The organism is Gordonia sp. w5E2 (assembly GCF_036540975.1).
In the GTDB taxonomy this organism is placed as follows: Bacteria; Actinomycetota; Actinomycetes; order Mycobacteriales; family Mycobacteriaceae; genus Gordonia; species Gordonia jacobaea.
On record NZ_CP144213.1, the window covers coordinates 386,680 to 411,294 of the forward strand.

The 24,615-nt window shown below is 65.2% G+C and carries 24 protein-coding genes and 1 tRNA gene; 13 read left to right on the plus strand and 12 right to left on the minus strand.

The window, feature by feature from the left end; all coding sequences use genetic code 11:
• Positions 1–6 precede the first annotated feature (6 nt).
• On the minus strand, positions 7–1,452 hold the full coding sequence (locus RND64_RS01570) for an FAD-binding oxidoreductase (protein WP_049700176.1): 1,446 nt from the start codon (positions 1,450–1,452) through the stop codon (positions 7–9).
• A gap of 45 nt (positions 1,453–1,497) precedes the next feature.
• Positions 1,498–3,168 (minus strand): phytoene desaturase family protein, encoded by a 1,671-nt coding sequence (locus tag RND64_RS01575; RefSeq protein WP_049700175.1) that lies wholly within the window; start codon positions 3,166–3,168, stop codon positions 1,498–1,500.
• 167 nt (positions 3,169–3,335) lie between these two features.
• Here RND64_RS01575 and RND64_RS01580 point away from each other — a divergent pair, with 167 nt between their 5' ends.
• From RND64_RS01580 to RND64_RS01600, 5 genes are all read left to right on the plus strand, one after another.
• Positions 3,336–4,166: an aldo/keto reductase gene (locus RND64_RS01580; RefSeq protein ID WP_049700298.1), complete on the plus strand. Its 831-nt coding sequence runs from the start codon at positions 3,336–3,338 to the stop codon at positions 4,164–4,166.
• A gap of 35 nt (positions 4,167–4,201) precedes the next feature.
• A complete protein-coding gene (locus tag RND64_RS01585; protein WP_082938009.1) occupies positions 4,202–4,708 on the plus strand; it encodes a GtrA family protein in 507 nt (168 codons plus the stop codon).
• Positions 4,709–4,710: 2 nt separating this feature from the next.
• Positions 4,711–6,138 (plus strand): phytoene desaturase family protein, encoded by a 1,428-nt coding sequence (locus RND64_RS01590; RefSeq protein WP_049700174.1) that lies wholly within the window; start codon positions 4,711–4,713, stop codon positions 6,136–6,138.
• A gap of 248 nt (positions 6,139–6,386) precedes the next feature.
• Positions 6,387–8,291: a glycosyltransferase gene (locus tag RND64_RS01595; RefSeq protein WP_049700173.1), complete on the plus strand. Its 1,905-nt coding sequence runs from the start codon at positions 6,387–6,389 to the stop codon at positions 8,289–8,291.
• Complete coding sequence (locus tag RND64_RS01600) at positions 8,278–9,834, plus strand: glycosyltransferase family 39 protein (RefSeq protein ID WP_082938008.1); 1,557 nt, start codon at positions 8,278–8,280, stop codon at positions 9,832–9,834. The genes RND64_RS01595 and RND64_RS01600 overlap by 14 nt, the downstream gene beginning before the upstream one ends.
• Positions 9,835–9,961: 127 nt before the next feature.
• Here RND64_RS01600 and RND64_RS01605 read toward each other — a convergent pair whose 3' ends face one another.
• The 5 genes from RND64_RS01605 to RND64_RS01625 form a co-directional block, all read right to left on the minus strand.
• Positions 9,962–10,840, minus strand: a complete 879-nt coding sequence (locus RND64_RS01605; protein WP_049700172.1) for a TIGR03619 family F420-dependent LLM class oxidoreductase — start codon at positions 10,838–10,840, stop codon at positions 9,962–9,964.
• A 194-nt stretch (positions 10,841–11,034) separates the two neighbouring features.
• Positions 11,035–11,982, minus strand: coding sequence for a galactofuranosyltransferase GlfT1 (glfT1, locus tag RND64_RS01610; protein WP_049700171.1), 948 nt, complete (start codon positions 11,980–11,982; stop codon positions 11,035–11,037).
• Entirely contained in the window at positions 11,979–12,818 is an 840-nt protein-coding gene (gene wzt / locus RND64_RS01615) for a galactan export ABC transporter ATP-binding subunit Wzt/RfbE (protein ID WP_049700170.1), read from the minus strand. The genes glfT1 and wzt overlap by 4 nt, the downstream gene beginning before the upstream one ends.
• Positions 12,819–12,821: 3 nt before the next feature.
• Positions 12,822–13,691: a galactan export ABC transporter permease subunit Wzm/RfbD gene (gene wzm / locus RND64_RS01620; protein WP_270484926.1), complete on the minus strand. Its 870-nt coding sequence runs from the start codon at positions 13,689–13,691 to the stop codon at positions 12,822–12,824.
• A gap of 76 nt (positions 13,692–13,767) precedes the next feature.
• On the minus strand, positions 13,768–14,325 hold the full coding sequence (locus RND64_RS01625) for a bacterial proteasome activator family protein (protein WP_049700168.1): 558 nt from the start codon (positions 14,323–14,325) through the stop codon (positions 13,768–13,770).
• Between the two features lie 138 nt (positions 14,326–14,463).
• On the opposite strand from RND64_RS01625, the gene RND64_RS01630 reads away from it, so the two are divergent.
• The 5 genes from RND64_RS01630 to RND64_RS01650 all read left to right on the plus strand — a co-directional run bounded on the left by RND64_RS01630 (position 14,464) and on the right by RND64_RS01650 (position 17,876).
• Complete coding sequence (locus RND64_RS01630) at positions 14,464–15,660, plus strand: cysteine desulfurase-like protein (RefSeq protein WP_049700167.1); 1,197 nt, start codon at positions 14,464–14,466, stop codon at positions 15,658–15,660.
• Between the two features lie 82 nt (positions 15,661–15,742).
• A complete protein-coding gene (locus RND64_RS01635) occupies positions 15,743–16,213 on the plus strand; it encodes a MarR family winged helix-turn-helix transcriptional regulator (protein ID WP_049700166.1) in 471 nt (156 codons plus the stop codon).
• A gap of 43 nt (positions 16,214–16,256) precedes the next feature.
• Positions 16,257–17,231, plus strand: a complete 975-nt coding sequence (locus RND64_RS01640) for an NAD(P)H-quinone oxidoreductase (RefSeq protein WP_049700165.1) — start codon at positions 16,257–16,259, stop codon at positions 17,229–17,231.
• A gap of 74 nt (positions 17,232–17,305) precedes the next feature.
• Positions 17,306–17,390 (plus strand) — tRNA-Ser (locus RND64_RS01645).
• A 129-nt stretch (positions 17,391–17,519) separates the two neighbouring features.
• A complete protein-coding gene (locus RND64_RS01650) occupies positions 17,520–17,876 on the plus strand; it encodes a hypothetical protein (protein WP_331436405.1) in 357 nt (118 codons plus the stop codon).
• A gap of 8 nt (positions 17,877–17,884) precedes the next feature.
• Here RND64_RS01650 and RND64_RS01655 read toward each other — a convergent pair whose 3' ends face one another.
• Together RND64_RS01655 and RND64_RS01660 are read right to left on the minus strand one after the other, a co-directional pair.
• Positions 17,885–18,370, minus strand: coding sequence for an SRPBCC family protein (locus RND64_RS01655; protein ID WP_049700164.1), 486 nt, complete (start codon positions 18,368–18,370; stop codon positions 17,885–17,887).
• A 4-nt stretch (positions 18,371–18,374) separates the two neighbouring features.
• Positions 18,375–18,734 carry an ArsR/SmtB family transcription factor gene (locus RND64_RS01660; protein WP_331436406.1) on the minus strand — a complete coding sequence of 120 codons (360 nt, stop codon included), beginning with the start codon at positions 18,732–18,734 and terminating at the stop codon, positions 18,375–18,377.
• 110 nt (positions 18,735–18,844) lie between these two features.
• On the opposite strand from RND64_RS01660, the gene RND64_RS01665 reads away from it, so the two are divergent.
• The gene (locus RND64_RS01665) at positions 18,845–19,309 is read left to right on the plus strand and encodes an Rv2732c family membrane protein (protein ID WP_442903964.1); all 465 of its coding nucleotides are present in this window, start codon (positions 18,845–18,847) and stop codon (positions 19,307–19,309) included.
• Positions 19,310–19,602: 293 nt separating this feature from the next.
• On the opposite strand, the gene RND64_RS01670 is transcribed toward RND64_RS01665, so the two are convergent.
• Both RND64_RS01670 and RND64_RS01675 read right to left on the minus strand, forming a co-directional pair.
• On the minus strand, positions 19,603–20,217 hold the full coding sequence (locus RND64_RS01670) for a hypothetical protein (RefSeq protein ID WP_331436407.1): 615 nt from the start codon (positions 20,215–20,217) through the stop codon (positions 19,603–19,605).
• A 99-nt stretch (positions 20,218–20,316) separates the two neighbouring features.
• Entirely contained in the window at positions 20,317–21,420 is a 1,104-nt protein-coding gene (locus RND64_RS01675) for a magnesium transporter CorA family protein (RefSeq protein WP_331436408.1), read from the minus strand.
• Between the two features lie 70 nt (positions 21,421–21,490).
• Here RND64_RS01675 and RND64_RS01680 point away from each other — a divergent pair, with 70 nt between their 5' ends.
• Together RND64_RS01680 and RND64_RS01685 are read left to right on the plus strand one after the other, a co-directional pair.
• Positions 21,491–22,612, plus strand: a complete 1,122-nt coding sequence (locus RND64_RS01680; protein WP_331436409.1) for an acyltransferase family protein — start codon at positions 21,491–21,493, stop codon at positions 22,610–22,612.
• A 73-nt stretch (positions 22,613–22,685) separates the two neighbouring features.
• Positions 22,686–23,927, plus strand: coding sequence for a hypothetical protein (locus RND64_RS01685; protein ID WP_331436410.1), 1,242 nt, complete (start codon positions 22,686–22,688; stop codon positions 23,925–23,927).
• A gap of 10 nt (positions 23,928–23,937) precedes the next feature.
• Here the strand turns inward: RND64_RS01685 and RND64_RS01690 are convergent, their stop codons facing one another.
• The gene (locus RND64_RS01690) at positions 23,938–24,450 is read right to left on the minus strand and encodes an acyl-CoA thioesterase (RefSeq protein ID WP_431818455.1); all 513 of its coding nucleotides are present in this window, start codon (positions 24,448–24,450) and stop codon (positions 23,938–23,940) included.
• Positions 24,451–24,615 lie beyond the last annotated feature (165 nt).

A 24,615-nucleotide genomic window follows, 5' to 3' on the forward strand; every position in this document is an offset into this window, starting at 1 on the left:
TTCACGTCAGTTGAGCTCAAGTCGTCGGCCCATGTCGGACAGGAACACGCCGGTCGGATCGATCTCGCGACGCTTGGCGATCCACTTGTCGATCTCCGGGTACATCTTGTGGAAGTGCTCGGCAGACGTGCGCGAATCCTTTGCGGTGTACAGCCTTCCGCCGATCTCCATGACCCGACGGTCCATGTCGTTTAGAAACTCTGCGAGCCCTGCGCGCAGCGGGAAGTCGAGGCAGACGTTCCACCCCTCGAACGGGAACGACAGCGGCGCTTTGGGATTGCCCTTGCCGAACAGCTTGATCACGTTGAGGAAGCTGATGTGACCCGACGCCTGGATGTCGGTGATGATCTTCTTGAACTCGTCCTCGTTGCCCTTGGGAACGATGAACTGGTACTGCGTGAATCCGCCGCCCTTGCCGTACGCGACGGGGCGCCCGTAGGCGTTGTTCCAGTTCCCGATCAGATCGAGCGGGTGATAGAACTGCGGCAGACTCTCGATGACGTCGCGCTTGTTCGATCCGGCCCGGTAGTAGAGCTCGCCGATGAGTCCGAAGTCGAATTTGTTGTCGAGTCCACGCGGGAAGATGTTCGGCAGCGTGATCAGCGGCTTCGGGTTGAACTTGAGCGGATCCTTCTTGAGCTTGTCCGGCAGTTCGTCAAACGTTGCCAGGTTGCCGCGGCTGAACGAACCGCGACCGAGCTTCGGGGCGGCGCTCATCGTGTCGAACCAGCCGGACGCGTACTCGTAGCCGTCCTCGTAGTTGTCCTCGAGGTGCAGCGCGATGGTCTCGTCGAGGTTGTTGGTGGTGAAGGTGTCTGCCTTGAAGTAGGCCGTCTCGGTGCGCTTGAGCTTGATCTTCACCCGCAGCACGATGCCCGTGAGGCCGATACCCGCCACCGTGCACCAGAACAGCGAGCCGTCGGGGTCGTCGGGCGAGCCGTCGGGAGTCAGGGTGAGAATCCGACCGTCTGCAACAAGCAGTTGCATCTCGGTGACGTGATCGCCGAACGCGCCGGTCGCGTGGTGGTTCTTGCCGTGGATGTCGTGCGCGATTGCGCCACCGATCGTGACCTGTCGCGTACCGGGCATCACCGGCACCCAGAAGCCGCGGGGCACGACGACCTTCATCAGGTGGTCGATCGAGAGGCCTGCGTCGACGTCGACGATGCCGGTCTCTTCGTCGAGCGAATAGATCCTGGTCAGCGGCGTCATGTCGACGGTCAGGCCACCGGAATTCTGCGCCGACTCGTTGTACGAGCGGCCAAGTCCACGGGCGATGACCCCACGCTTGAGGTAGTCCGGTTTGTCCGCGTTGTCGTCGGCGACCCGAGCCACCGCATCGGCGATGACCTCGGGGTATGGCGTCGACAGGACATGCCCGGTGATCGGGGTGGTACGTGACCATCCGGCCAGCGTGCGCGTGGTGATCGGCAGGAGCTCTTCAGTAGACATCGTTAGGGATCTTACCGCGACGGCAGATACGCCCGACGCAGCTTGTCAGCCTTCGAGCACCAACGCCGCCGCGTTGTGTCCGGGTATGCCACTGACACCACCGCCACGACGCGCCGCCGCACCAGCAAGCAACATGCGGGGGTGCCGCGTCTCGACACCCCATTGCCCGACGGCGTCCCGGTCTGGCGCCCACGGCCACTGCAGGCTCCGATGGAAGATGTTGCCGCCGGGCAGCCCGAGTGCGGCCTCGAGATCCTGCGGCGTCTTGGCCTCGAGACATGGATTGCCGTGGGCGTCGGTGCAGATCACAGACTGAATGGGTTCTGCAAGAACAGAATTCAACGAGTCCAGAGTGGCTTCGACGGCCCTGCTGGTTGCCGACGGCGCGTCGAAAACCGCCGGAGGCATCTGGAGTCCGAAGAGCGTCAGCGTGTGGCATCCGGCGAGCTCTGGTCCGAGAATTGACCTGTCGGACAGTGTGTGACAGTAGATTTCACACGGCGGGACGCTCGGGACCTTGTCGATGCTCGCCTGCTGCCACGCCGCATGCAGTTGGCCGTATGACTCGTTGATGTGGAACGTCCCGGAGAACGCCGCGTCGGGGAGCACTGATCCATCACGTAGCGCCGGCAATCGATTGAGCAGCATGTTGATCTTCAATTGTGCTCCGGCGGTGTCGGATTCGACGTCGAGCGGAACATCGAGGCAGTCGTTGATCGACTGCGGCGCACACGCGACGTAGAGCATCGAGGCGCGGAGGGTGGTCTCGACTCGGCTGCTCGCTGCGCTCGCGGCCGGCTCGACCAGCGGGGAGGAGCGGCTCGCGGCCGGATCGGCCGGCTCGACCAGCGGGGACGGGCTGCTCGCGGCCTGCGCGGAGCGCGCGTACTCGACAGTGCCATCGGCCGGGTCGATGCCCGTGATCCGCGCGCCGGTCACGATGCGTGCGCCCGCGGCGACGGCGGCCTCGTAGAGTGCGCCCGACACGGCGCCCATCCCGCCGACCGGGACGTCCCAGTCGCCGGTGCCGCCACCGATCAGGTGGTAGAGGAAGCAGATGTTCTGGCGCAGTCGGGCGTCGTGGAGGTCGGCAAAGGTGCCGATCAGCGCGTCGGTGGCGACGACACCGCGCACCACGTCGTCGGCAAAGTAGCGCTCGATGAGTTCGCCGAGTGGACGTTCGGTGAGCATCTCCCAGAGTTCGGCGAGTGAGGTGTCGAGGCCGGCAGGACGCGTCGCGCCTGCTACCAGGTCTCGCAGTTCCTCGCGGCTGCGCAGCGGTTCGATCAGCGTCGGGAAGACGCGACGTGCGATTTCACCCATCCGGCCGTAAAACCATTGCCACGACGCGAACTCCGTGTCGTCGCCGGTGATGCGTCGAAACGATTCGGCGGTCGCAGACTCGTCTGCGTTGTCGACGAGCAGGCCACGAGTGGGGTCGGTGGGCATGGGCGTGTACGACGAGTAGCGGCGTCGAATCAGCGAAATGTCCAGGTCCAGGTCGGTGATGATCTCGCGCGGCAGCAACGACACCAGATACGAGTAACGCGAAAGATGTGCGGGCACACCGGGAAACGGCGTCGCGGAGACGGTGGCACCGCCGACGTGGTCTGCACGCTCGAGCACCAGCACTCGACGTCCCGCACGCGCGAGGTACGCGGCAGCCGTCAGTCCGTTGTGACCCGCGCCGATGATGATGTCGTCGAAGCGTTCCATGCATCGAGCATGACCACCGTCGTGACGTGTTGTCGAGGGTCGAGGTACCCGACCGGTCGCTACGCGGTGTCGGGTCGGGCACTTCGGATACGTCATGGTCACGATGCGTCAACGACGGGGGTTGTTCACCGGGCACGATCGGTCGTCGCGACCATATCCTTGTGGACGTGGACATCCCCTCGGTCGAACTCTCGTCTGGATTCCGGTTACCTCTCGTCGGCCTCGGAACCTACGACATGCTCGGCATGCCCTGCGTCGATGCCGTGTCCGACGCACTCCGGTCCGGATATCGCCTGCTCGACACCGCGTCGAGGTACTCCAACGAACTCAGCGTCGGGATGGGGTTGCGTGAATCGGGCGTCGCGCGCGACGAGGTCGCCGTGCAGACCAAACTCGGCGGTGGCGACCAGGGATTCGACGAGGCGATCAACGCGGCCAAGGAGAGCGCTCGACGGCTCGGTGTCGCGCACATCGACATCTACCTGATTCATTGGCCTTGCCCGAGCCTCGGTCGAACCGTCGACTCCTGGAAGGCGCTGCTGACCCTCGCGGACGAGGGGTTCATCACCGTGCCAGGTGTGTCGAACTTCAAGGCGCATCAACTGCAGATGCTCTACGACGAAACGGGCGTCTGGCCGCAGGTCAACCAGATCCAGTGCTCACCTGCACTCGCACGAGATGAGTTGCGCGAGTTCATGTCCGAGCGTGGAATCGTCGCGCAGGCGTGGCACCCGACGGGCCGCAAGGAAGGCATGCTCGGCGACGCCGTGATCATCAGACTCGCACGCAAGTACGGCAAGTCGCCGACGCAGATCGCGCTGCGCTGGTCGGTGCAGCAGGGCATCTCGGTGGTACCCAAGTCGTCGCATCGCGGTCGGCAACTCGAGAACGCCGACCTCTTCGACTTCTCCTTCGACGCCGCCGACCTGGCAGAACTGGCAACGCTCGACCGTGGCGAGAAGGCGGCCCGCGACTCAGACGTCGAAGAGGAGTTCTGAAACAGAGCCTGCCGGGCACCGTCTAGGGTGGCAGGGTGCAAGACGCAACCTCCGACGACGGGCACGACCACAAGTCGCGGCACGAAGACTTCAAGACGCGCCACGCGCCGACGCCGATCGAACTACCCGTCGACGATGCGGAGGCCTCGACCGACGTTTCGCTGAAGACCCAGATACTTCGGTTCGTCATCAGCGGCGTGATCTCCGGCATCCTCGACTTCGGGCTGACCACGATCCTGCAGTTCGGTTTCGGGTTGCCGCCCGTGGTGTCGAAGGCCGTCGGCTTCATCTGCGGCACCACCTGTGCGTACATCATCAACCGTCGCTGGACATTCCGCGCATCGCCGAGTGCGGCTCGGTTCATCGCGGTCGCACTGCTCTACTGCTGCACGTTCTTCGTCAACGTCGGCATCTACACCTGGCTGGCGCACGTCTGGGAGCACACGTTCCTCAACAGCCTCATTGCCTATGTGATCGCGCAGGGCACGGCGACGGTCATCAACTTCGTGGTGCAGCGCACCGTCATCTTCCGAGTCACATAGTCATGCCGACCGCGGTTGTCGTCGGCGCAGGCCCGAACGGGTTGTCGGCAGCGGTCCGACTCGCGCAGGCGGGGCTCGACGTCACGGTCCTCGAGGGTGCAGACACGATAGGCGGCGGCACGCGGTCGGGTCCGTTCGACGACGAGTTTCCCGAGGTCATCGTCGACCATTGCTCCGCGTTCCATCCGCTGGGGACGTCGTCGCCCTATCTGCGCACCCTGCCCCTCGCCGAGCACGGACTGCGCTGGTCCTGGCCCGACATCGACTGTGCGCACCCGCGCGACGACGGCAGCGCTGCACTTCTGTTCCGCGACATCGAGCGCACCGCCGCCGGTTTCGCCGCCGCGGGATTCCCCGGGGCGGGCGACCGATGGATCGGGCTGCTCGGCAAGGTCTCGACGCACTTCCCCGAGGTCGCCGACGACGTGCTATCGCCGATGCTGGCGCTGCCGCAGCACCCGCTGCTGCTGGCGCGTTTCGGGTTGCCCGCGCTGATGCCTGCGACGGCCCTTGCCCGCTTCCTCGGTCCGCATGCGGGCGCTCTGTTCACCGGCATGGCCGCGCACGGTTTCACCCGCCTCGACCTTCCGGGAAGCTCTGCTGCCGGACTTATGCTGACCGCAGCGGGCCACCACGGTGGCTGGCCGGTCGCGGTCGGCGGGTCGTCGGCGATCACGACCGCGCTCGCCGGACTGCTGCGCTCGCTCGGCGGCACTATTGAGACCGGACACACCGTCTCCGACGTTGCGCAGATCCCCGCCGACATCGTGATCCTCGACGTCATGCCGGGCTCAGCCGCCGACATCCTCGGTGCGCGCCAGCCCGCACGCGTCGCTCGGTCGTATCGGCGATGGCGGCGCGGCCCGGCGGCGTTCAAGGTCGACTACGTGATCGACGACGAGGTCGGCTGGACGGCGCGTGACTGCGCTCGCGCGGGCACCGTGCACCTCGGCGGCGAGGCGTCGGACATCGCGAAGGCCGAAGTCGACGTCGTCGCGGGACGGATGCCTCGTCGTCCGTTCACCCTCGTCGGGCAGCAGTGGGTCGCCGACGAGAGTCGAGCGTCGGGGAGTCTCAAGCCGCTGTGGGCCTATGCCCATGTGCCGCAGGGATATTCGGGCGACGCGACCGAGTATGTGACCTCACAGATCGAGCGCTTCGCTCCGGGCTTCCGCAACAGGATCGTCGCGGTCCGTGCGACGACGCCTGCCGAACTGGAACGGTCGAATCCGAACTATCCCGGCGGCGACATCGGCGGCGGACGCAACGACCTCGTGCACCTCGTCGCCCGACCACGCCTCACGCCGTCGCCGTACTCGACGGGAGCCGACGGCGTGTACCTGTGCTCGGCCGCGACGCCACCCGGTGGTGGAGCGCATGGAATGTGCGGCTTCGGTGCCGCCCAGGCCGCGCTGGCCGGGCTCCGCTGAGGACGTGACGGTAGCTGTCGGTCGCACGAACGACATGTAACGCGTGTGTCCGAGGGCCCGACAGAACTGATACGCGAGTTCGGTCGCGATGGTCAGCCCGATTCGACCGAATGCGTTGCGACGGCGCCGACTTGTGCAGCAGTGGTGTTCAGGTGTCAGTGACAGGGTGTTCACAGGCCTTGGGTTACTGTGGCCGTCGGGGCCGACACGTGTGGCGCGAGAGCCCCCGAAGAGATGAATGGGATGCAATGTCGACAGCAGCACAGCCGACCACGACCGATACCCCGCACACGGACCCGTCTGATTTGCGCGAGATGACCAATTCTCCTTCGGGCCGCCTGCTCGTCCAGCGCACGCTGTTCACCGGTCCGGATACCCGGATCGAGCCGGGGATGTACGCCGACACCGACCTCTCCAGGGTGCGACTCGATCGCCGCAGAGCTCATCTCGGACCCGGGGCGCGACTGTCGGCGAACACCTACTTCGGACGTTTTCCCGCAGCCTTCTGGCAGAGCTACACCCGCGTGCGGTCCGTCCGCCTCGAGTTCGACCACGACTGCGCACCCGGCACGACGCTGCGGATCGACATCCGTGCCTCCGACATCAGCGGTCGCGAACGTCCGGTGCAGACCGCGGAGGTCTCCGGACAGGGCCATGTGAGCTTCGACCTCGACGTCAAGCGATTCATCGACGGTGGAGCCCTCTGGTTCGAGTTGACCGCCATCGACGGGCCGGCAAGCATCTCCGGTGTCGAGTGGAGCGTGGACTCTCGGGTCCGTGACCGGCCCGTGTCTGTCGTCATGTGCACGCACAACCGTCCGGCCGACGCGGTGGCGACAGTGTTGGCGCTCGCATCCGATCCCGTCGTGCTCGAGAGGGTCGCCGCCGTGTACGTCGTCGACCAGGGCACCGACCGTGTCGCCGACCAGGCGCGGTTCAGCGAGGTCACCGCGGTACTCGGCGACCGTCTGCACTACATCACTCAGCCCAACCTCGGCGGCGCGGGAGGATTCAACCGCGGTATCCACGAGGTCACCAAGGGCGGCAGCCACGACACCGACATCGTCGTGATGGACGACGACATCACGTGCGAACCCGAGTCCATCCTCCGGCTGACCTCCTTTGCCAACAGCACGGCGCGACCGATGCTCGTCGGTTCGCAGATGTTGCTGGCGTCGGAGACCTACCGGGTGCACATGACCGGCGAGTGGGAAGCGCTCGACGAGCTCAAGGCCGGACGTCCCGGTGCGTACGGCAAGCAGGGACTGAACGCGCTCGAGAAGCAACAGGACGCGCGCACCGACGCCGGATGGAACGGTTGGTGGTCGTGCCTGCTCCCGGTCGAGGCTGTCTATGCGGCTGGACTCTCGCTGCCGCTGTTCTTCCAGTGGGACGACATCGAGTTCGGTATTCGCGCGCGCCGCAACGGTTTTCCGACGGTCACGCTGCCCAACGCGGGCGTCTGGCACGCCGACTTCCACCTCAAGGACTACGACGACTGGTCGCGCTACTTCAGTTGGCGTAACGCGCTCATCGTCGCGGCGATCCACGGGCCGTACGACCCGAAGCACCTCGCGACCGTCATCGCCAAGGAGGTCGGCGCGCACATCGTCTCCATGCGCTACGGCCTCGCCGCGACTTTCCTTCTGGCCGTTCGTGATTTCCTGCGCGGACCGTCGATCCTCGACGACGGCGGAATGTCGAAGCTGTCCGAGTTGAAGGAACTGCGTGCGCAGTATCCGGACACGGTCATCCGCGACAGCGCCGACGTGTTCGTCGACGCCGATCCCAACACGAGGATCTCACGCCGCGGACCGCTGCCGGACGAAGACAAAGAGACTCGCGTGCTGGTCAAACGTGCTGTGCAGCAATGGCTCGGCCGGGTATCGCCAGCACCCGTCTCCATTTCTGCCGACGACGGACGGTGGTGGCACGTAGGGCTCTTCTCGTCGGCCATCGTCACCGATTCGTCGCAGACGGGTGTACGAGTCAGGCGGCGCGACAAGCAGATCGCGGTCCGGCTCGGACGAGAACTCGCACAGTTGTGCCTCGAACTGCGTCGTGACGGACTCGACGTCGCCGACGGGTGGCGACAGGCAATGCCCGAACTGACGAGTCGCGAGAACTGGACGAGATTGTTTGACGGCGACTGAACGACTCCGCTCCGCCCGACCCGCACTGGTGGTCGGGATCTTTGGAGTGGTGTTGTGCGCGTACGGTTCCTGGCGTCCGTCGCTCTGGTACGACGAGGCCGCGACGGTGTCTGCGGTGCACCGTCCACTGTCGGCGATGTGGGATCTGCTCGCTCAGATCGATGCCGTGCACGCGCTCTACTACCTGTGCATGCATGTGTGGACCAAGGTGTTCGGGCTGTCGGAGTTCTCGCTGAGGTTCCCGTCCGCATTGGCGGTCGGTGTCGCAGCAGGCCTGCTCGTCGTTCTCGGTACCCGACTGTGGGACACACGTTTTGGCGTGATCGCCGGCCTGGTGCTCCTGTGTCTGCCGCGCACGACCTGGGCGGGCTCTGAGGCCCGATCCTATGCCGGCACAATCGCTTTCGGGATCGCCATGACGCTGGTCCTGCTTATCGCGCTCGACGTCGACGACGGTGCCTCTCGGCGACGACGCTGGGGGTGGTGGGCGGCATACGTCGCGGTCTCTGTCGTCGGTGTGGTGTGGTTCTTCTTCACCATCATGCTGCTCTCCGTGCACCTGCTGATCGTGCTGATGAAGGGTCGGGGGCGAGATAGGTCGCGATTACGCTGGACGGTAGGCGCTTTCGTCATCTCCGCGATTATCGTGTGCGCACTTGTCGCGCCATTCGCGCGCGTCTTCGTCTCGCAACGGGCGCAGATCTCGTGGGTCGAGCAGATGTCGCCACGGACGCTCGGCAACTATGCACGATTCGAGTTCTTCGACGGCGCAACCATTTTCCTCATCGTCGGCGCTGTCGTCGTGGTGGCAGGACTCGCCGCCGCTGCTGTCCTCGGTGCCCGCGGGCGATGGTCGACCCTGGTCATCGGACTGCTGTGGGTCTTCGTGCCCGCGGCACTGGTGTTCGTGTTCTCGTGGTTGGTCGACGCCGTCTACACACCCCGCTACCTGATCTTCACAGCCGGTGGGCTGGCGCTGATCCTGGCGTGGGCGGTGTGTCAGATCGCTCGCGACCGTGTGTGGGTGGCAGCGCTTCTCGTCGTGGTTCTGGCCGCGGCCGCAACGCCGACGTACCTCGCCGACCGCAGCGCGTACGGCCGACTCGGCGGCACCGACTTCTCCGAGGCCGCCGACTTCATCGGCTCGAACGCACATTCCGGCGACTGCGTCGCGTTCTCCACCGCGCCGACGTGGAGCCCGGTCTCGCAGCGAGTCGTCCTGCGCGCCAAGCCCGACGACTTCGTGGGACTGCGCGACGTCGGCCCCTCGGTCGACGCGATCCACGGGGACGTGCTCTGGGACGGCGACAAACCCGTCGCCGTCTATCGACGGTTCGCCGAGCAGTGCCAGGTGATGTGGGTGATCACCGACAAGGACCGCGACCACGGCTACGTCGCCTACCCCGGCGCCATCGGCTACTGGGTGTTCTCACCCAGCCACTTCACCTCGACGCCGCTCTACCAACAACTTTCGGCCGCCGGACTGCACGTCGTGCGCCAGGTTCCCTTCAACAACACGCAGGTCGTCGAGATGCGCCGCTGACGTCGAGCGTGTCGACTGGGCGCTTGAGCGCGTCGACTGGGCGCCTCATCCCGTCGAGTGGGCGCTCCAGCGCGTCGACCGTGCGTCACGTCGTGCCGACTGGGCGCTCCAGCGTGCCGACTGTGCGTCAGCCGTTCACCTTCGCGATCACGTTCTCGGCGTAGGCGTTCAGATGGTCGATCTTGGTCGCGAGCGGCTCGGTGTCGTCGCCCATCACGTACGGAAGGCGGAAGCCGACGATCACATCGGTGATTCCCTTGTCCTCCAACCTCTTACATCCGTCGACCGTATAGGCGTCGAGTGAGATGACGTGGATCTCGAAGGGGTCGTTGAGTTTTCCCTCCGCTTTGCGGATGTCGGTGATCTTGTCGAGCAGGGCGTCGAGTTCCTCCGCGGGGCCGCCTCCGTGCATCCATCCGTCGCCTCGGATCACGGCTCGACGCAGCGCGGCGTCGGCGTGCCCTCCGACGAGGAGTGGGATCGGCTCTGTGGGTGCGGGGGTCATCTTGATGCGTGGAATGTCGTAGAACTCGCCGTGGAATTCGAAGTATTCACCCGACGTCAGGCCACGGAAGATGTCCATGCATTCGTCCATGCGCTTGCCACGTCGCGCGAAGTCGACGCCCATGAACTCATAGTCCTCCGGCCACGGGCTGGTGCCGACGCCTAGTGCGAGTCGGTTGTTTGTCAGGTACGCAACAGAACTCGCCTGCTTGGCCACCAGCGCCGGCGGTCGCACGGGGAGTTTGAGAACGAACGGCGTGAAGCGGATCGTCGACGTGACGGCACCGAGCGCCGCGGCCTCGATGAACGTCTCGATGAACGCCTTGCCGTCGAGGAACTCACGATTGCCGTCCGGCGTGTACGGATAGGTGGCGTCGGACTCCTCTGGGTACGCGAGCGAGTCGGGAATCGTGAACCCCGCGTACCCGGCCTCCTCGGCCGCCTGGGCGAGTGGTGCGTAGAAGCTGGGATCTGTCATCGCCTCGGCGAAGGTGAACCGCATGTGTCTCCCCTGTGGATCGGTGTCTGATCACAGAGTAGAACACGTTCTAGTTTCGGCGAGGGTGGTCGGCGAATTGCGCCCATTCGGCACGACGAAGCGCCCAGTCGATGAGACGAAGCGCACTGTCGGCAGGCTAGAGCGCCCACTCGGCACGACGAAGCGCCCACTCGACGCGACGAAGCGCCCAATCGACGTCAGTCGGGCCGCACGAACCGTTCGCGGCGGCCGAGTTGCTGCAGCCGGAACCACTCGCGGAAGCCCGCGACGTCGCGCTGCTGCACCAGGAAGTACCAGCCGAATCGTGCGTACTCCTGTGGGAGCAATTTGCGCATGCCGGGCTGGTTCATGAGGAAGCCGCGGTTGCGGTAGGTGAAGAAGCGCTTCACCGAGTTGTCGGGATACTGCGTGTGCATGCGGCCGCCGAGGATCGGGCGGAACTCGTCGGAGCCGTACGGGTGTAGATATGCCGTGGTCAGGCACGTGCCGAAACGTAAACCGGAGCGCACGAGGCGGCGGTGCACCTCGACCTCGTCGCCGCGGAAGAACAGCCGGAGGTCGGGGACGCCGACGACGTCGAGCGCGTGCGCAGAGAACAGTGCGCCGTTGAACAGCGACGCGATGCCCGGCAGCAGGTCGTCGTCGCCGTCGGGCTCGCCGTCGCCCTCGAACAACTCCGACCGCTTGCGCCGCCACGCCACGCCGCGGCGCAACGGGAAGGCGAGGGTGTCGGGGTCGTCGATGTTGACGACGACGGGTGAGACCTCGTCGAGCCGATGACGTGCGGCGCACTCGAGCAGCGTCGACAAAACTTCGCTGTCCTCAGGGCGTCCGTCATCGTCGGCGCACCACACCCAGTCGGCGCCGAGTGACAGCGCGGTCAACATGCCGAGCGCAAACCCGCCCGCGCCCCCGAGGTTGCGCTGCGAACCCACGTAGGTCGTCGGAATGGGTTGTGCGGCAACGAGGTCGGCGACCTGTTGTTCGTTGCCGTTGTCGACGACGACGAGGTGGTCGACAGGTCGGGACTGTGCGGAGACCACGGCAAGCGACTCGGCGAGCAACTCCGCTCGACGATGGGTCACCACAACGGCAATGACACGCGAGGCAATGACGCGCGAGGTCGAGCCCGTGGAGTCGCTCATGCGGGCTTGCCGTCGGTCCGATGCATCTCGTCGAGCACTTCGCGCACGTGCGCTGCGGCGGTCGGACCCTCGTAGGCGCCGACCACCTCCTCGATCCCGCCGTCCATCCGGATCTCGCCGTGGTCGATCCAGAGCGCGCGGTCGCACAGTTGGGCCAAGAACTCGTTGGAGTGACTGGCGAAAACCAGGATTCCCGAGCGCTCGACCAGCGACTGCAGCCGCGTACGCGCCTTCTTCATGAACTCCGCGTCGACGGCTCCGATGCCCTCGTCGAGGATCAGGATCTCGGGATCGATGCTGGTCACCACACCCAGGGCGAGGCGCACGCGCATACCGGTCGAGTAGGTGCGCAGCGGCATGTTGAGGTAGTCGCCGAGCTCGGAGAACTCCGCGATCTCGTCGGTCTTGCGCAGCATCTCCTTACGGCTCACGCCCAGGAACATGCCGCGGATGAGGATGTTCTCGTAGCCGGAGATCTCCGGGTCCATGCCGACGCCGAGGTCGAAGACCGGGGCCACGCGACCCTTCACCCGACATGAGCCGCGCGTCGGTTCGTAGATGCCCGACAGCAAGCGCAGCAGCGTCGACTTACCGGCACCGTTGTGACCGACGAGCCCCACGCGATCGCCGTGTTCGAGGTGCAGGTTGATGTTCTTGAGTGCTTCGACAACCACCACGTTCGACGCATTGGCGCCGATCACGCCGCCCGCGGCACCGAGCACCGACTTTTTCAGCGACCGCGTCTTGGCGTCGAAGATGGGGAAGTCGACGCAGGCGTCCCAGGTGTCGACGCGGACGGCGTCGTTCTTGATCTCAGGTTCTCTGGAGCTGGTCACGACTCACACCCAATACGGAACTCGGGCGCGGTAATTGCGCATGATGAACAGGGCGAGAAGGCATCCCGCGACGGTGCAGCCGATGACGATCGCCCAGTGATAGAAGGCGACCGATTCGCCGAGCAGCGGACCGCGCGTGATCTCGAGATAGTGGAACATCGGGTTGATCTCGACGATCCGTGCCCGCGACGAGCCCTCTCCGGTGACCTTGTGCAGCGACGACGCGCTCCAGATGATCGGCGTCATGAAGAACACCAGGCGCACGGCGGTGCTGAGTAGCTGTCCGATGTCGCGGAATCGGGTGGTCAGGATGCCGAAGACCATCGCGACCCACACGCTGTTGATGACGAACAGGATCATCGCCGGGATGATCAGCACGACGGTCCAGCTCAGGTGGATGTGCTTCCAGAAGATCGCCAGCAGCACCAGGTAGATGACGATGTTGTGCGCGAAGATGATGAGCTGCCGCCACGCGAGTCGGTAGACATGCACCGACAGCGGTGACGGGATCTGCTTGATCAACCCCTCGTTCTTGGCGAACACCTCCGAGCCGTCGAGAATCGATCCCTCGATGAAGCCCCAGAAGATGAAGCCGAGCGTCACGTACGGCAGGAACGTTGTGATGTCCTCGTCGAACAGCTGCGAATACAGCAGACCCATCGCCACGGCCGTGATGCCGGTCGCGATCGTGATCCACAACGGTCCGAGCACCGAACGCCGATACCGCTGTTTGATGTCCTGCCATCCGAGAAGCGCCCAGAGCTCCCTCGCGCGGAGTCCGTCCGAGAGGTCCTTGAACGCCCGCCGAAACGACCTCGAATCCGACGTCGTGGGTGGTGGCGGAACTTCCCGCTCGTTGACTACCGCTGACACGGGGATTCAGCATACAAGCGAGCAGTTCGACGATCCGGAACGGGCGGTGTCGAGCGAGGAGTCCGCGGCCCGATACTCAGAGGTACTGACCGGTGCTCGGTCCGCCGCCGGGACCACCTGGACCCACGATTCCGGGAGGCAGAGCGCCCTGTCGCATCTGCTCGAGCTGCGCACGCGCTGCCATCTGCTGGGCGAACAGCGCTGTCTGGATCCCGTGGAAGAGTCCTTCGAGCCACCCGACGAGCTGTGCCTGCGCGATACGCAGTTCGGCATCGGAAGGCGTCGAGTCGTCGGAGAAGGGGAGTGCGAGGCGTTCGAGCTCTTCACGCAGCTCGGGGGCGAGGCCGTCTTCCAGTTCGCTGATCGACGTCTGGTGGATCTCGCGGAGCCGGTTGCGCGACGCCTCGTCGAGCGGAGCTGCCCGCACTTCCTCGAGCAACTGCTTGATCATCGTGCCGATCCGCATGACCTTGGCGGGTTGCTCGACCATGTCGGCCACACTGTCTTTGGATTCGGCGTCTTTCCCGGTCTCGTGGTCGTCGGGCCCGACAACCACGATGTTCTCGTCGGCGGTTGCCGGAGAACCGAAACCGCGGGGATCAAACGCTCCGGACGATGTGCCTTCGCTAGCCATGTCCCCATTGTGCCGAAAGCCGCCGACACCCGTCAGCAGTAGTCGGTATTGCTCCCGACGCCAGGGGACGCCGTCGCCGCGCGGCGTTCGGCGACAACCCGTCCGTTCGTCGAGGGCGGGCCGTCTATCGTGGCTGGCATGAGTCTCGACGTCGCCGCCGTGCGAGGACTGTTCCCCTCGCTCGGCGACGGCTGGATTCATTTCGACGCGCAGGCCGGGATGCTCATCCCCGACTCTGTTGCCAGCGCGGTCTCGTCGGGATTCCGCCAGCTCGGCGCGGCGCCGGGCGGGGTCTATCCGGGTGCGGTCCGCACCACCGAAGCCATCGACGGCGCACGTCGAGCGGTCGCCGATCTCGTCGGCGCGCAGGCCGCGGGAGTGGTCCTGGGACCCTCCCGATCGGCGCTCGTGTGGACCCTGGCGGAGTCGATCGCCCCCAACACCTGGCTCGGCGGCGACGTCGTCGTGAGTCATGCCGACGACGAGCCGAACATCGTGCCGTGGCTGCGGGTCGTCGGACGCTATGGCGGTTCTGTGCGGTGGGCCGAACTCGACATCGAGACGGGTGAGCTGCCCGCGTGGCAGTACAAGAATCTCGTCGGTGCGCGAACGGCAGTCGTCGCCGTCACCTTGGCGTCGTCGACTCTCGGTGCCATCACCGATATCCCCGCGATCGCCCGCTTCGCACACGCACGTGGTGCGATGCTCGTCGTCGACGCGACGAATGCTGCTCCCTACATGCCGCTCGACATCGCCGAACTCGGTGCGGATGTGCTCGTGGTGTCCGCCGAGCGGTGGGGCGGTCCGCGGGTCGCGGCAATGGTGTTCCGGGATCCGAAGGTCATCGATCGGCTCGTCCCGATGTCGGTCGACCCGCGTGCGGTCGGCCCCGCACGTCTCGAACTCGAACCGCTACAGGGCGGACTGCTGACCGGGCTGGTCGCGTCGATCGAACATCTCGCCTCGCTCGACGCCGACGCGATCGGCAAGCGGCGCCGACGACTTGTCGCCTCCCTCGACGCGGTCAACGAGTATCTCGACCGGCTGATGGTCTACCTCACGACGACTCTGGAGCAGCTCAGTCAGGTCTCGGTGGTCGGGACGCCTGGTAACCGCGTCCCGACGCTCAGCTTCACCTTCGATCAGGTCTCGGCGGACAAGGTGGTTCGACGCCTCTCCGACAACGGGATCTGTGCGCTCGCCGACCTCCCGTGCCGAGCGCTGACACGCATGGGTGCAAGCGACTTCGGCGGCGCGGTGACCGTCGGTCTCGGACCCTATTCGACGCCGTACGAAGTTGACCATCTGGTCAGAACTCTCGGGTCGCTCGGTTAGGCAACGTCGCAGCGTATTGCGTGTGGGTCGACCGATCCACACGGTTTCGCATTTAGCTACAACGCATACTAAGTTGACCAATGTGAACGACCCCGAACCCCGCCCTCCCGCGCCTGATACACCGGAGCTGACCGCCGATCAGGTCGCGCTCTGGAACTCGTTCGTGGATGGCGGATGGGCGCTGATGGCTCAGGTCAACAGCACGTTCGGCGCAAACGGCTGGACTACAACCGACCTGCGCATCCTCGAAGTTCTCGCGACGCGTGAGCAGTTCGGCATCAGTGAACTCGCGGCGACCGTGCACATGGGCGTCAGCACCATGTCCCGTCAGATCGGCAGACTGATCGACACCGGCGACGTCGTCCGCGTACGTTCGGACCTCGACGGCAGACACCGACTCGTCCGCATCACCGACACCGGCCGCAGCACGTTGGCCCGGATCTCGCGGGTGCGCAACGGCGTGATCCGCGAGTACGTCTTCGACGTCCTGGGCGAGGAAGGCTTCACCACCATCTGCCTCGCCATGCGGAAGGTCCGGGGCTCCTGGTCCTGACGGTTACGCCCGTTCGACGCCACTTTCGGGCAGCATCGATGGCATGCGTGCAATCACCGTCGAGTCCGATACCGCCACATTGTCTGTCGCCGAAGTACCCGATCCGACGCCGGGACCCGGCGAGGTGCTCATCGAGGTCGCGGCAGCCGGCGTGAACCGTGCCGACCTACTCCAGAAACAGGGCCTGTATCCACCGCCGCCCGGGGCGTCGGAGATTCTGGGTCTCGAGGTGTCGGGCCGGATCGTCGAACTTGGTCCAGAGGTGACGGAGTGGTCCGTCGGCGACGAGGTGTGTGCCCTGCTCGCGGGCGGCGGGTACGCCGAGCTGGTGGTGGTTCCGGCAGTGCAGGTGCTGCCGAAGCCGTCGAATGTGGACCTGATCGAGGCAGCGGGACTGCCGGAGGTTGCGTGCACGGTTGTCTCGAACCTGCTGCTCACGGCGCACCTGCAGCTTGACGAGCTGGTGCTCATTCATGGAGGCTCCAGCGGGATCGGCACCCATGCGACGCAGCTGTGTCGCGCGCTGGGAGCCAGGGTCGCGGTGACGGCGCGGACGAAGGAGAAGCTGGCGCGCTCGGCGGAGTACGGGGCCGAGATCCTCATCGACTACTCGTCGGAGGACTTCGTCGAGGTGATCTCCGGGCACGGTGGCGCCAACGTGATCCTCGACATCATCGGCGCGGCCTATCTGCCGCGCAACGTCAAGGCTCTCGCCACGGGAGGGCGCCTGGTCATCATCGGCATGCAGGGCGGCGTCAAGGGTGAGTTACCCATCGGCGCAATGATTTCCAAGCGGCTCTCGGTGTACGGCACCGCGCTGCGCTCGAGGCCGGTGACCGGGGCCGACGGCAAGGCGTCGATCGTCGAGAAGACCTACACGCGAACCTGGCCGTTGATCGAGGCCGGCTCTGTGGTGCCGGTGACCGACTCGGTCTTCGAGCTGGCCGACGCCCAGGCCGCCCACGAGCGACTCAACAGCGGCGACGCGATCGGCAAGGTGCTGCTGCGCGTTGGCTGATGAGGGAACGGGCTGATGAGGGCGAGTGGGCTGATGGTGGTCTCACGCTGCGGGTCACGTACCCTTTTCCGCAGGGAAGCGTGGCAGAGCGGCCGAATGCACTCGCCTTGAAAGCGAGCGTGGGTAAAACCACCGGGGGTTCAAATCCCTCCGCTTCCGCAGAAGAGGCCGAGTTGCGTGGGATCCTGAGGGGCATTTTTGTACCCCTGCGTCCCACGCAACTGAACCTCATTTCGGCGAACGACGGGTCCGCGTGATCGCTGAGACCGTATGGCACAATTCCGGCCTGTGAAGAAGCTGATAGCAAGTGTAATGATCGGCGGCGCCACTGCCGCAGGAGTTCTCGTGGGTGGCGGAGCGGCGCACGCCGACGTCTCGCCTGGCAACTACCGATACTGCAACACCGAGTTCCAGGGTTTCCACGTCCCGCTGCCGTGGTGTTCGGACATGACGGTTCGCAATCACCGGCTAGGGGTCACCCCCAGCTTCCGTGGCTATCCCATCACAACCGTTGGCAAGTACGAGTACGTCAACATGGGCCAGGGCAACGGACTCAAGATGTACAAGACGCGCAACGGATATGCGGGCTCGCAGTATCAGGGCAACAAGGTCATCGCCAAGTTCGTTCTGACGCGCAAGCGCTGAGCGCGCGGTCAACCAGCCAGGAACTGATCGATCTGGTTGAGCGACTGCGTCGCGCCCTCGGCCATGCCCATGTCGAGGACCTTCTGCAGTCCCTCAACCGTTTCGTACGTACTCACGTAGGTGGCGATGGTTCGGCCATCGTTGTCGGCGAACGAGTATGTGCTGTGCGACAACGGAAGTGAATCGATCGGCGTGAAGTTTTCGTCGGCGAAGCCGTCGCGGAAGCTGAAGTTCGACGGCTTGTCGACGGAGTCGACGAGCCAGTAGCCCGCGTACTTTTCGCCGTCGGGGCCGGTCATGTAGTACGTGACACGCCCGCCCGGCGCCAGGTTGTGATCGACGAACGTTGCGGGGTATTCCGGTGGGCCCCAGACCTTCTCGAGCTGACGCGGATCGGCGTAGATCTGCCAGACGCGTTCAACCGGAGCGGCGAACTCGGCTGTGATGGTGAGGGATCGGTCGTCGAGATTCTTGGTGACGTCGATGACGGGCATTGTATTACTCCTCTTTGTCGGCAGCTGTCGACGTCGTGTCGTCGACAGCAAGTAGTGCGTCGATTCGGTCGATCCGGCCGCGCCAGACCTGCTCGAGCTCGTCGAGTAGGTCCGACACGGCGCGCACGGCCTCGACGTCGCCGGAGGCAAGTTGTTCACGCCCTCGGCGACGTTTTGTCAGCAGTCCGGAGCGTTCGAGCACGGCGACGTGTTTCTGTACCGCGGCGAAGCTCATGTCGTAGTCGGCGGCGAGTGTCGACACCGACTGCTCCTGCGCGAGCACGCGCCGCATGATGTCGCGGCGGGTTCGATCGGCAAGTGCGTGGAACAGTGCGTCTGCCTGGTCCTCTGCCGTTGTGCTCACGATGCAAACGTACAACTAATTGGTTGTACGTGTCTACCCTTTCGTGGAATTGGCCCGTATTGCGCACCCCGGGTCCTGCGCCCCGAGCGCTAGCGGAGGACACTGGTGGGATGCGCGACGACGGGAGAGGTGTAGACCGCGACGAACTGGACCTTCGGCTCGCGGACTCCCTTCGTGGAATCGAACGAAGGGTCATGGCAGAGGTCCCGCTCCGCGGGCGTGCGGTCGCCGCCATCTGGGTGGCCGTCGTGGTACTCGCGGGCATGAGCGTTGTGACTGCACTGACCGGAACGTCGACGCCGCTCTCGGAACTCGCCGTCATCTTCGGCGCCGCCGCCGTGGTGCTGTCGATGGTCGCGGTGATTGTTCGACGTTTCGCACCCTGCTGGATCGCAGCAGCGGTCAGCGCCGTCGCGGTGCCGATCTCGATTCTGGGCTACTGGGCGGATCAGACTGCGCGCCAACAGACTTCGCTTGGGCTGTTGGTGGCCGCGCTGTGCCACATCGCGCTCGTGGTCAACTGGGTGCAGTGCGTGCGCCCGCCGGCGGGGCACAACGGAGGCCACGCGTCGTAGGTGTGGCCGCAGGTGATCTCGACAGGCTCGATCAGCGAAGAGGGGCGCTCGATCGGCGAGGGGGCTCGGTCGGCGGGTGATCTCGACAAGCTCGATCAGCGAGGGGCTCGTTCAGCGAAGGGTGGGCTCGATCGGCGAAAAGGGCGCTCGTTCGGCGAGGGGGCGCTCGATCGGCGAAGAGGCCGCTCGATCGGCGCGAGGGCGCGTACACAACTCGGTCGTGAGCGCGGCGCCATCACAATAATCTCCTCGGCGGTCCGCTCAGGTACGAGTTGTGTACGTACCGGCGGTCGTCAGGACGGGGCCATGGCGCGCTGAGCCTTTTCGAGCGCGGCAAGGGTGCGTAGTACGTATTCGCGACGCGAGGTCAGGTCGGCGATGCGGGCCTTGGCGGAGAGTCCCGATTCCTGCTCGGCGGCGGCCAGGCGCCCGTCGATGTCGGTGAGTTCGTTCAGCAGACCCTCGGCGCGACTGAGAAGCTCCGCGCGGTCGGGCCGCGAGACGTCGTTGCGTCGTGTCGGGCTCGTGGTTGCCGTGCTCGCCTTGTCGCCCGCGCTCTTCACGGCGCCCGACTTCGCAGCGCCCGACTTCACGGTGCTCGACTTCACCGCGGCCGCAGACGTTCGCGATGCGGATCGCTTGGGTCGAGGAGCAGGGGTGCTCGTGCGGATCCGGTTCAACTCGGTGTACGCGTCGCGAGCGCCGACACGGTGCTCGCGCTCCTCCTCGTCGTCGCATTCCACGGAGCCGCCGAGCGGACGCAGACCGTAGAAACCCAAGAACTTGCGCGCCTCGGTGATCGTCACCTCGAGCTCGCGGCACTTGCCGCAGCGCACTTCGTCACGGAAGTCCGCGACGTCATCGGTGGAGGAGCACCACTCACACGGGGTGGCAGTGTTTTCGGTCACGACAGCTTCGGCAGTTCTGGAGAGCACGTTCGAAAACAATACGGGACAAGAGGTTTCAGATTCCAATTCGAGCGTGTCGCACACCGACACCCCGCGTGACTACAGCCAATCCCGCTTGCGGAAGTTGATGTAGAGCACGATGACAGACCCGACGATCAGGATCGCACTGACCCAGACACCCCACGACGTGCTGTATCCGGGGAACAGCACGTTCTGTCCGTAGTAGCCGGTGATGAGGGTCGGCACAGCGATGATCGCGGCCCACGCCGTCAACTTCTTCATCACGGTGTTCAGCCGCGCGTCCATCAACGAGAGGTTCGTCTCGAAGACACTGCTGAGCATGTCGCGCAGTGACTCGGTCCACTCGGCGGCACGCAGCACGTGGTCGTAGAGGTCGGAGTAGTTGGGGTCGAGCTCGGCCGCGTGCTCTCCGCGATCCTGGTAGCGGTGTCGCTGGATGGTGCCGACCACCTCACGCATCGGGAGCACCACCCTCCGCAGCACCACGAGATCCTTGCGCAGGTCGTATGTCCGACGTTGCAGGCTCACGTTGGGGACCGACTCGTCGAACAGGTAGTCCTCGAGCTCCTCGATCTGGTCGTCGAGTACCTGCACCGCGTCGAAATGACCGTCGACAACCACGTCGAGCACCACGTAGAGCAACCCGCCGACCCCGAGCGACGCGGCGTTCGTGTCCTCGCAGCGTTCCACCACGGTCTTGATCCCGTCGCCCGGATGCATACGCACCGTGATGACGGCGTTGTCCTTGATGAAGATCGAGACGCGGTGCAATGTAAAGGATTTGGCGCGCTGATTCTGCCCGTTGTTGGCGGCCACCCCCGACCTCGGGGGTGGTGGATCGTCGGAGTCGTCGTCAGCGTCGTCGTCGGAATCGCTGTCGGAGCGTCGAACATCTTGTGTCGCAGACGTTTTCATCTCGATGCCGTACACCATGATGAAGGTGTGGTCGCTGTAGGTGACGGTCTTGACGCGCTCGGCGGCCGAGATCGTGTCTTCGATGGCGAACTTGTTCAACCCGAGTTCGTCTGCGAGCGAAGAGAGCGTCTCATGGGTCGGGCACTGTAGGTCGGCCCACACGACGGTGTCGGACTCGCCGATGAGGTCGGAGACCGATTCGAGGGAGAATCCGTCGACCTTCTTGCCATCGCGCCAGATCTGGCCCTGGATGCGCTCGTCTCCCATGACGTCATCCTGCCACGCGACGAGAGGTCCTCGACGCTGCCGCGCTCGCTCGACCTGGCAGGATCGGCCCATGGCCCACCGCATCCCGTCGCTCACCGGAGTGCGTGCGCTGGCTGCGGCCGCGGTCTGCCTGACGCATGCGGCCTTCTGGACCGGCAACTACACCGACGACTACGTCGGTCGCCTGTTCTCTCGGTTCGAGGTCGGCGTCGCCATCTTCTTCGTGCTCTCGGGGTTCCTGCTGTTCTCGGAGTGGATTCGGCCAATGCAGAAGGGCTCGGCCCCACCGTCGACTCGGCGCTACTTCTGGCATCGTGCACGGCGAATCCTGCCTGCGTACTGGATCACGGTGATCGCGGTCTACCTCGTCTACGGCTGGTATTCGCCGGGTGGCGAGGCCGCGGTGACAGGCGTCGGCTGGTCGGGTTTCTGGCGAAACATGACCCTGACGCAGGTCTATGGCATCGGTCACCTGCATGCCGGCCTGACCCAGATGTGGAGTCTCGCAGCAGAAGTCGTGTTCTACCTGCTCCTGCCGGTGATCGCCTGGCTGCTGATCGTCGTCGTGTGCCGATGCCGCTGGCGACCGGACCTGCTCATCGGTGGCCTGCTCGTGATCGGGCTGGTCAGTCCGGTGTGGTCGGTGCTCGTCGACGGCAATCCCGACGCCGATCCGACAGCCCGACTCTGGGCGCCTGCTTTCCTCGGATGGTTCGTCGCCGGCATGATCTTGGCGGTCTGTGCGCCGCTCGTCGCCAAGTGGAACACCTGGTTCTGGCTTGCGGCCGCGGGTGTCGCGTTCCTCGTGTCGGGTCTGCCACTGGCAGGAGAGCCGACGATCACGCCGAGCACGGCGTCGGCGACGATTGTCAAGAATCTGCTCTACCTCGTCATCGCCGTCGGAATGGTTGGTCCGCTCACCGCAACCGACCAGTCGTCGCCGTGGGCGCGGCTGTGCGGCAGCCGTCCCGTCGTGTGGCTCGGCGAGATCTCCTACGAGTTCTTCCTCGTGCACGTCCTCGTACTCGAAGTGGTCATGGACCTGCTGAACTATCGCGTGTTCAGCGGCAACGTCGTCGTGGCGTTCGTGGTGACAACCGCGATCAGCATCCCCATCGCGTGGGCGCTGCACCGCGCGACCCGTCCGCTGTGGCGTGCGCCGACGCCTCGGGCACCCGAATTGCGCAGGTAGAATTTGGGAACGCGGCGGGGTGAAGTTACTACTCTCGCCCGCAAGACGGTCCCGAACCAAAGGCGTTCCGACGATGATCGACAAGAGCGCGGCCCAGCGGGGTGGCGACAGCAGTGCTCAGATCCGCAGTTGGTGTGAGCGATCGGCCGTCGCCGGTGAACGCCCCGAGCTCTCCGATGCCGCCGCACTGCTCGTGGCGTCGGGGTATCTCACCCCGGCAGGCCGGGCGATCCTGGTCCGCCGAATCTCTTCCGGACTGCCTGTACCGACGCTGCCCACGGGTTTCGGTGAGCTGCGTCGACTCCAGCGGGCGATCGTCCAGCTCGAAAGCCAACTCGACGCCCCGATGGTGCCCGGAATGGTCGTGACGCTGATGCGCGGGCGTCTCAACGGGCTGCTGCGTCGGCGCGACGACTCGCGCAAGCTGATCGTGACCGCGAAGGGCGTTTTCGCAGGTAGTACGCGCGCCATCCGTAGGGAACGTCGGGAGAACGTGTACCTCGAGATCGAGGAGCGGGAGCGCCTGTTCGCCGGACTGCTCTGCACACCGACCCCGAACGTGAACACGTCGAACCCGATGCGTCGTGCGGGAACGGCGGCTGTCGAACGGATCGCGGGCGTCGTCGGACAGGTCGCCGCACGTTCGGGATATCCGCAGGCGGGGGAGTGGGCCAACCGCGTCGCCGCCGTCGACGGGACTCCCGCTTCGCCGAGAAACCCCGCCTCACCGCTGTCCGGGGTGGCGAACTTCGTCGACGGCTACGAGACGCTGATGTTCCTCGCCGCCCACTACTACGACCGCATCATGCGCAATCCGGCGTGGCGGTCCGACCACTTCGCCGTGCAGCGCACGCAGGTCAATCTGCACGCCGAGCTCGCCGAGATCGTCGCCGACGTCATCGCGCTGCGTTCCGTGCGGATCGACCTCGACCGCGCCAAGCGAAACGGCGGATTCGACGCCTCGTTCGCCGCCCAGATCGATCGTCGTGAAACGGTGTTGCGGCCGGTCTGGACCGAACTCATCGACCGTGTGCAGGCGCTCGGCGACGTCGCGTACGTCGTCGAGTCGGCCGCCGTCGAACTGCAGATCCTGTCCGAATACAACAGGGCCGCAACCATCGACGACAGGATCGACGCGCTCATCGCCAGGTCGGGCGACCGGGAGATCTCCGTCGACAACGCCAAGCGTCTGACCGAGCAGGTGCGCAGCGGCGAGGAGCAGTTGCGTAGCTACCGCGACGTCCTCGAGGGCAACATCGCACGCATTTCGCCTGCCGTGCCGCGGGAGCTTCCCGCCCGCTACGAGCCGTCCTGACCGCGTCGCTTCAGGCGCGTGACCAGGACCGCAGGTGATCCTTTTCGACGCCGGTGAGTCGTCGAAGCGAGTGTGCCTCAACGTCGACGACGGCCATCTGGGTGCTCGCGACGCAGGCGGGTTTCGAGTCGTCCTCGGCGTGCGCGCCGCGGATCTCATAGCCGATGGTGAAGTCGACCGATCGAAAACCCTTGATCCACATGCCAATCCGCAACGGCGAATCGTCGTGCCGTAGTTGGCTCTGATATCTGATCTCGACGTGGACGATCATCGCGCTCTTGATCAGTTCCGCCTGGGACCCGGTCGGTGTGTCGGCTTCAGCGGCCAGAGTGGTTGCCATGACCAACCATTGGATGCGGGCCTCCTCCATGAGGGTGACCATCCGCGCGTGGTTGATGTGACCAAAGGCATCCATGTCCGACCACCGCACGGGGACCTCGGCGACGAATGCGAAATCTCCGACACCCAGACCGCGCTCACCTGCGGACTTCGTCGAACTATCCAGATCCTTTGGTGTCGTCACAATAACAACCTTATGTCGACGTTGCGCGAAGACGGTTCGGGGATGTTGGTTGCCAGGAACGACACGTACCCTGTGGACGACACCGGCCGCAGTGGGAGGGGAACCCACTGATGCGGGCCGTCCTGACATTTCAAGATGTGCGCATGACGATGAGATGCGCACGAT

Bases quoted from the DNA above. Each gene is read 5' to 3' on its own strand.
- RND64_RS01625 (WP_049700168.1), bottom strand. From the start codon at position 14,325: ATGGCTAGCGAAGGCACATCGTCCGGAGCGTTTGATCCCCGCGGTTTC.
- RND64_RS01665 (WP_442903964.1), top strand. From the start codon at position 18,845: ATGCGCGACGACGGGAGAGGTGTAGACCGCGACGAACTGGACCTTCGG.
- RND64_RS01685 (WP_331436410.1), top strand. From the start codon at position 22,686: ATGATCGACAAGAGCGCGGCCCAGCGGGGTGGCGACAGCAGTGCTCAG.
- RND64_RS01595 (WP_049700173.1), top strand. From the start codon at position 6,387: ATGTCGACAGCAGCACAGCCGACCACGACCGATACCCCGCACACGGAC.
- RND64_RS01570 (WP_049700176.1), bottom strand. From the start codon at position 1,452: ATGTCTACTGAAGAGCTCCTGCCGATCACCACGCGCACGCTGGCCGGA.
- RND64_RS01605 (WP_049700172.1), bottom strand. From the start codon at position 10,840: ATGCGGTTCACCTTCGCCGAGGCGATGACAGATCCCAGCTTCTACGCA.
- RND64_RS01640 (WP_049700165.1), top strand. From the start codon at position 16,257: ATGCGTGCAATCACCGTCGAGTCCGATACCGCCACATTGTCTGTCGCC.
- RND64_RS01630 (WP_049700167.1), top strand. From the start codon at position 14,464: ATGAGTCTCGACGTCGCCGCCGTGCGAGGACTGTTCCCCTCGCTCGGC.
- RND64_RS01655 (WP_049700164.1), bottom strand. From the start codon at position 18,370: ATGCCCGTCATCGACGTCACCAAGAATCTCGACGACCGATCCCTCACC.
- glfT1 (WP_049700171.1), bottom strand. From the start codon at position 11,982: ATGAGCGACTCCACGGGCTCGACCTCGCGCGTCATTGCCTCGCGTGTC.
- RND64_RS01675 (WP_331436408.1), bottom strand. From the start codon at position 21,420: ATGGGAGACGAGCGCATCCAGGGCCAGATCTGGCGCGATGGCAAGAAG.
- RND64_RS01590 (WP_049700174.1), top strand. From the start codon at position 4,711: ATGCCGACCGCGGTTGTCGTCGGCGCAGGCCCGAACGGGTTGTCGGCA.
- RND64_RS01680 (WP_331436409.1), top strand. From the start codon at position 21,491: ATGGCCCACCGCATCCCGTCGCTCACCGGAGTGCGTGCGCTGGCTGCG.
- RND64_RS01575 (WP_049700175.1), bottom strand. From the start codon at position 3,168: ATGGAACGCTTCGACGACATCATCATCGGCGCGGGTCACAACGGACTG.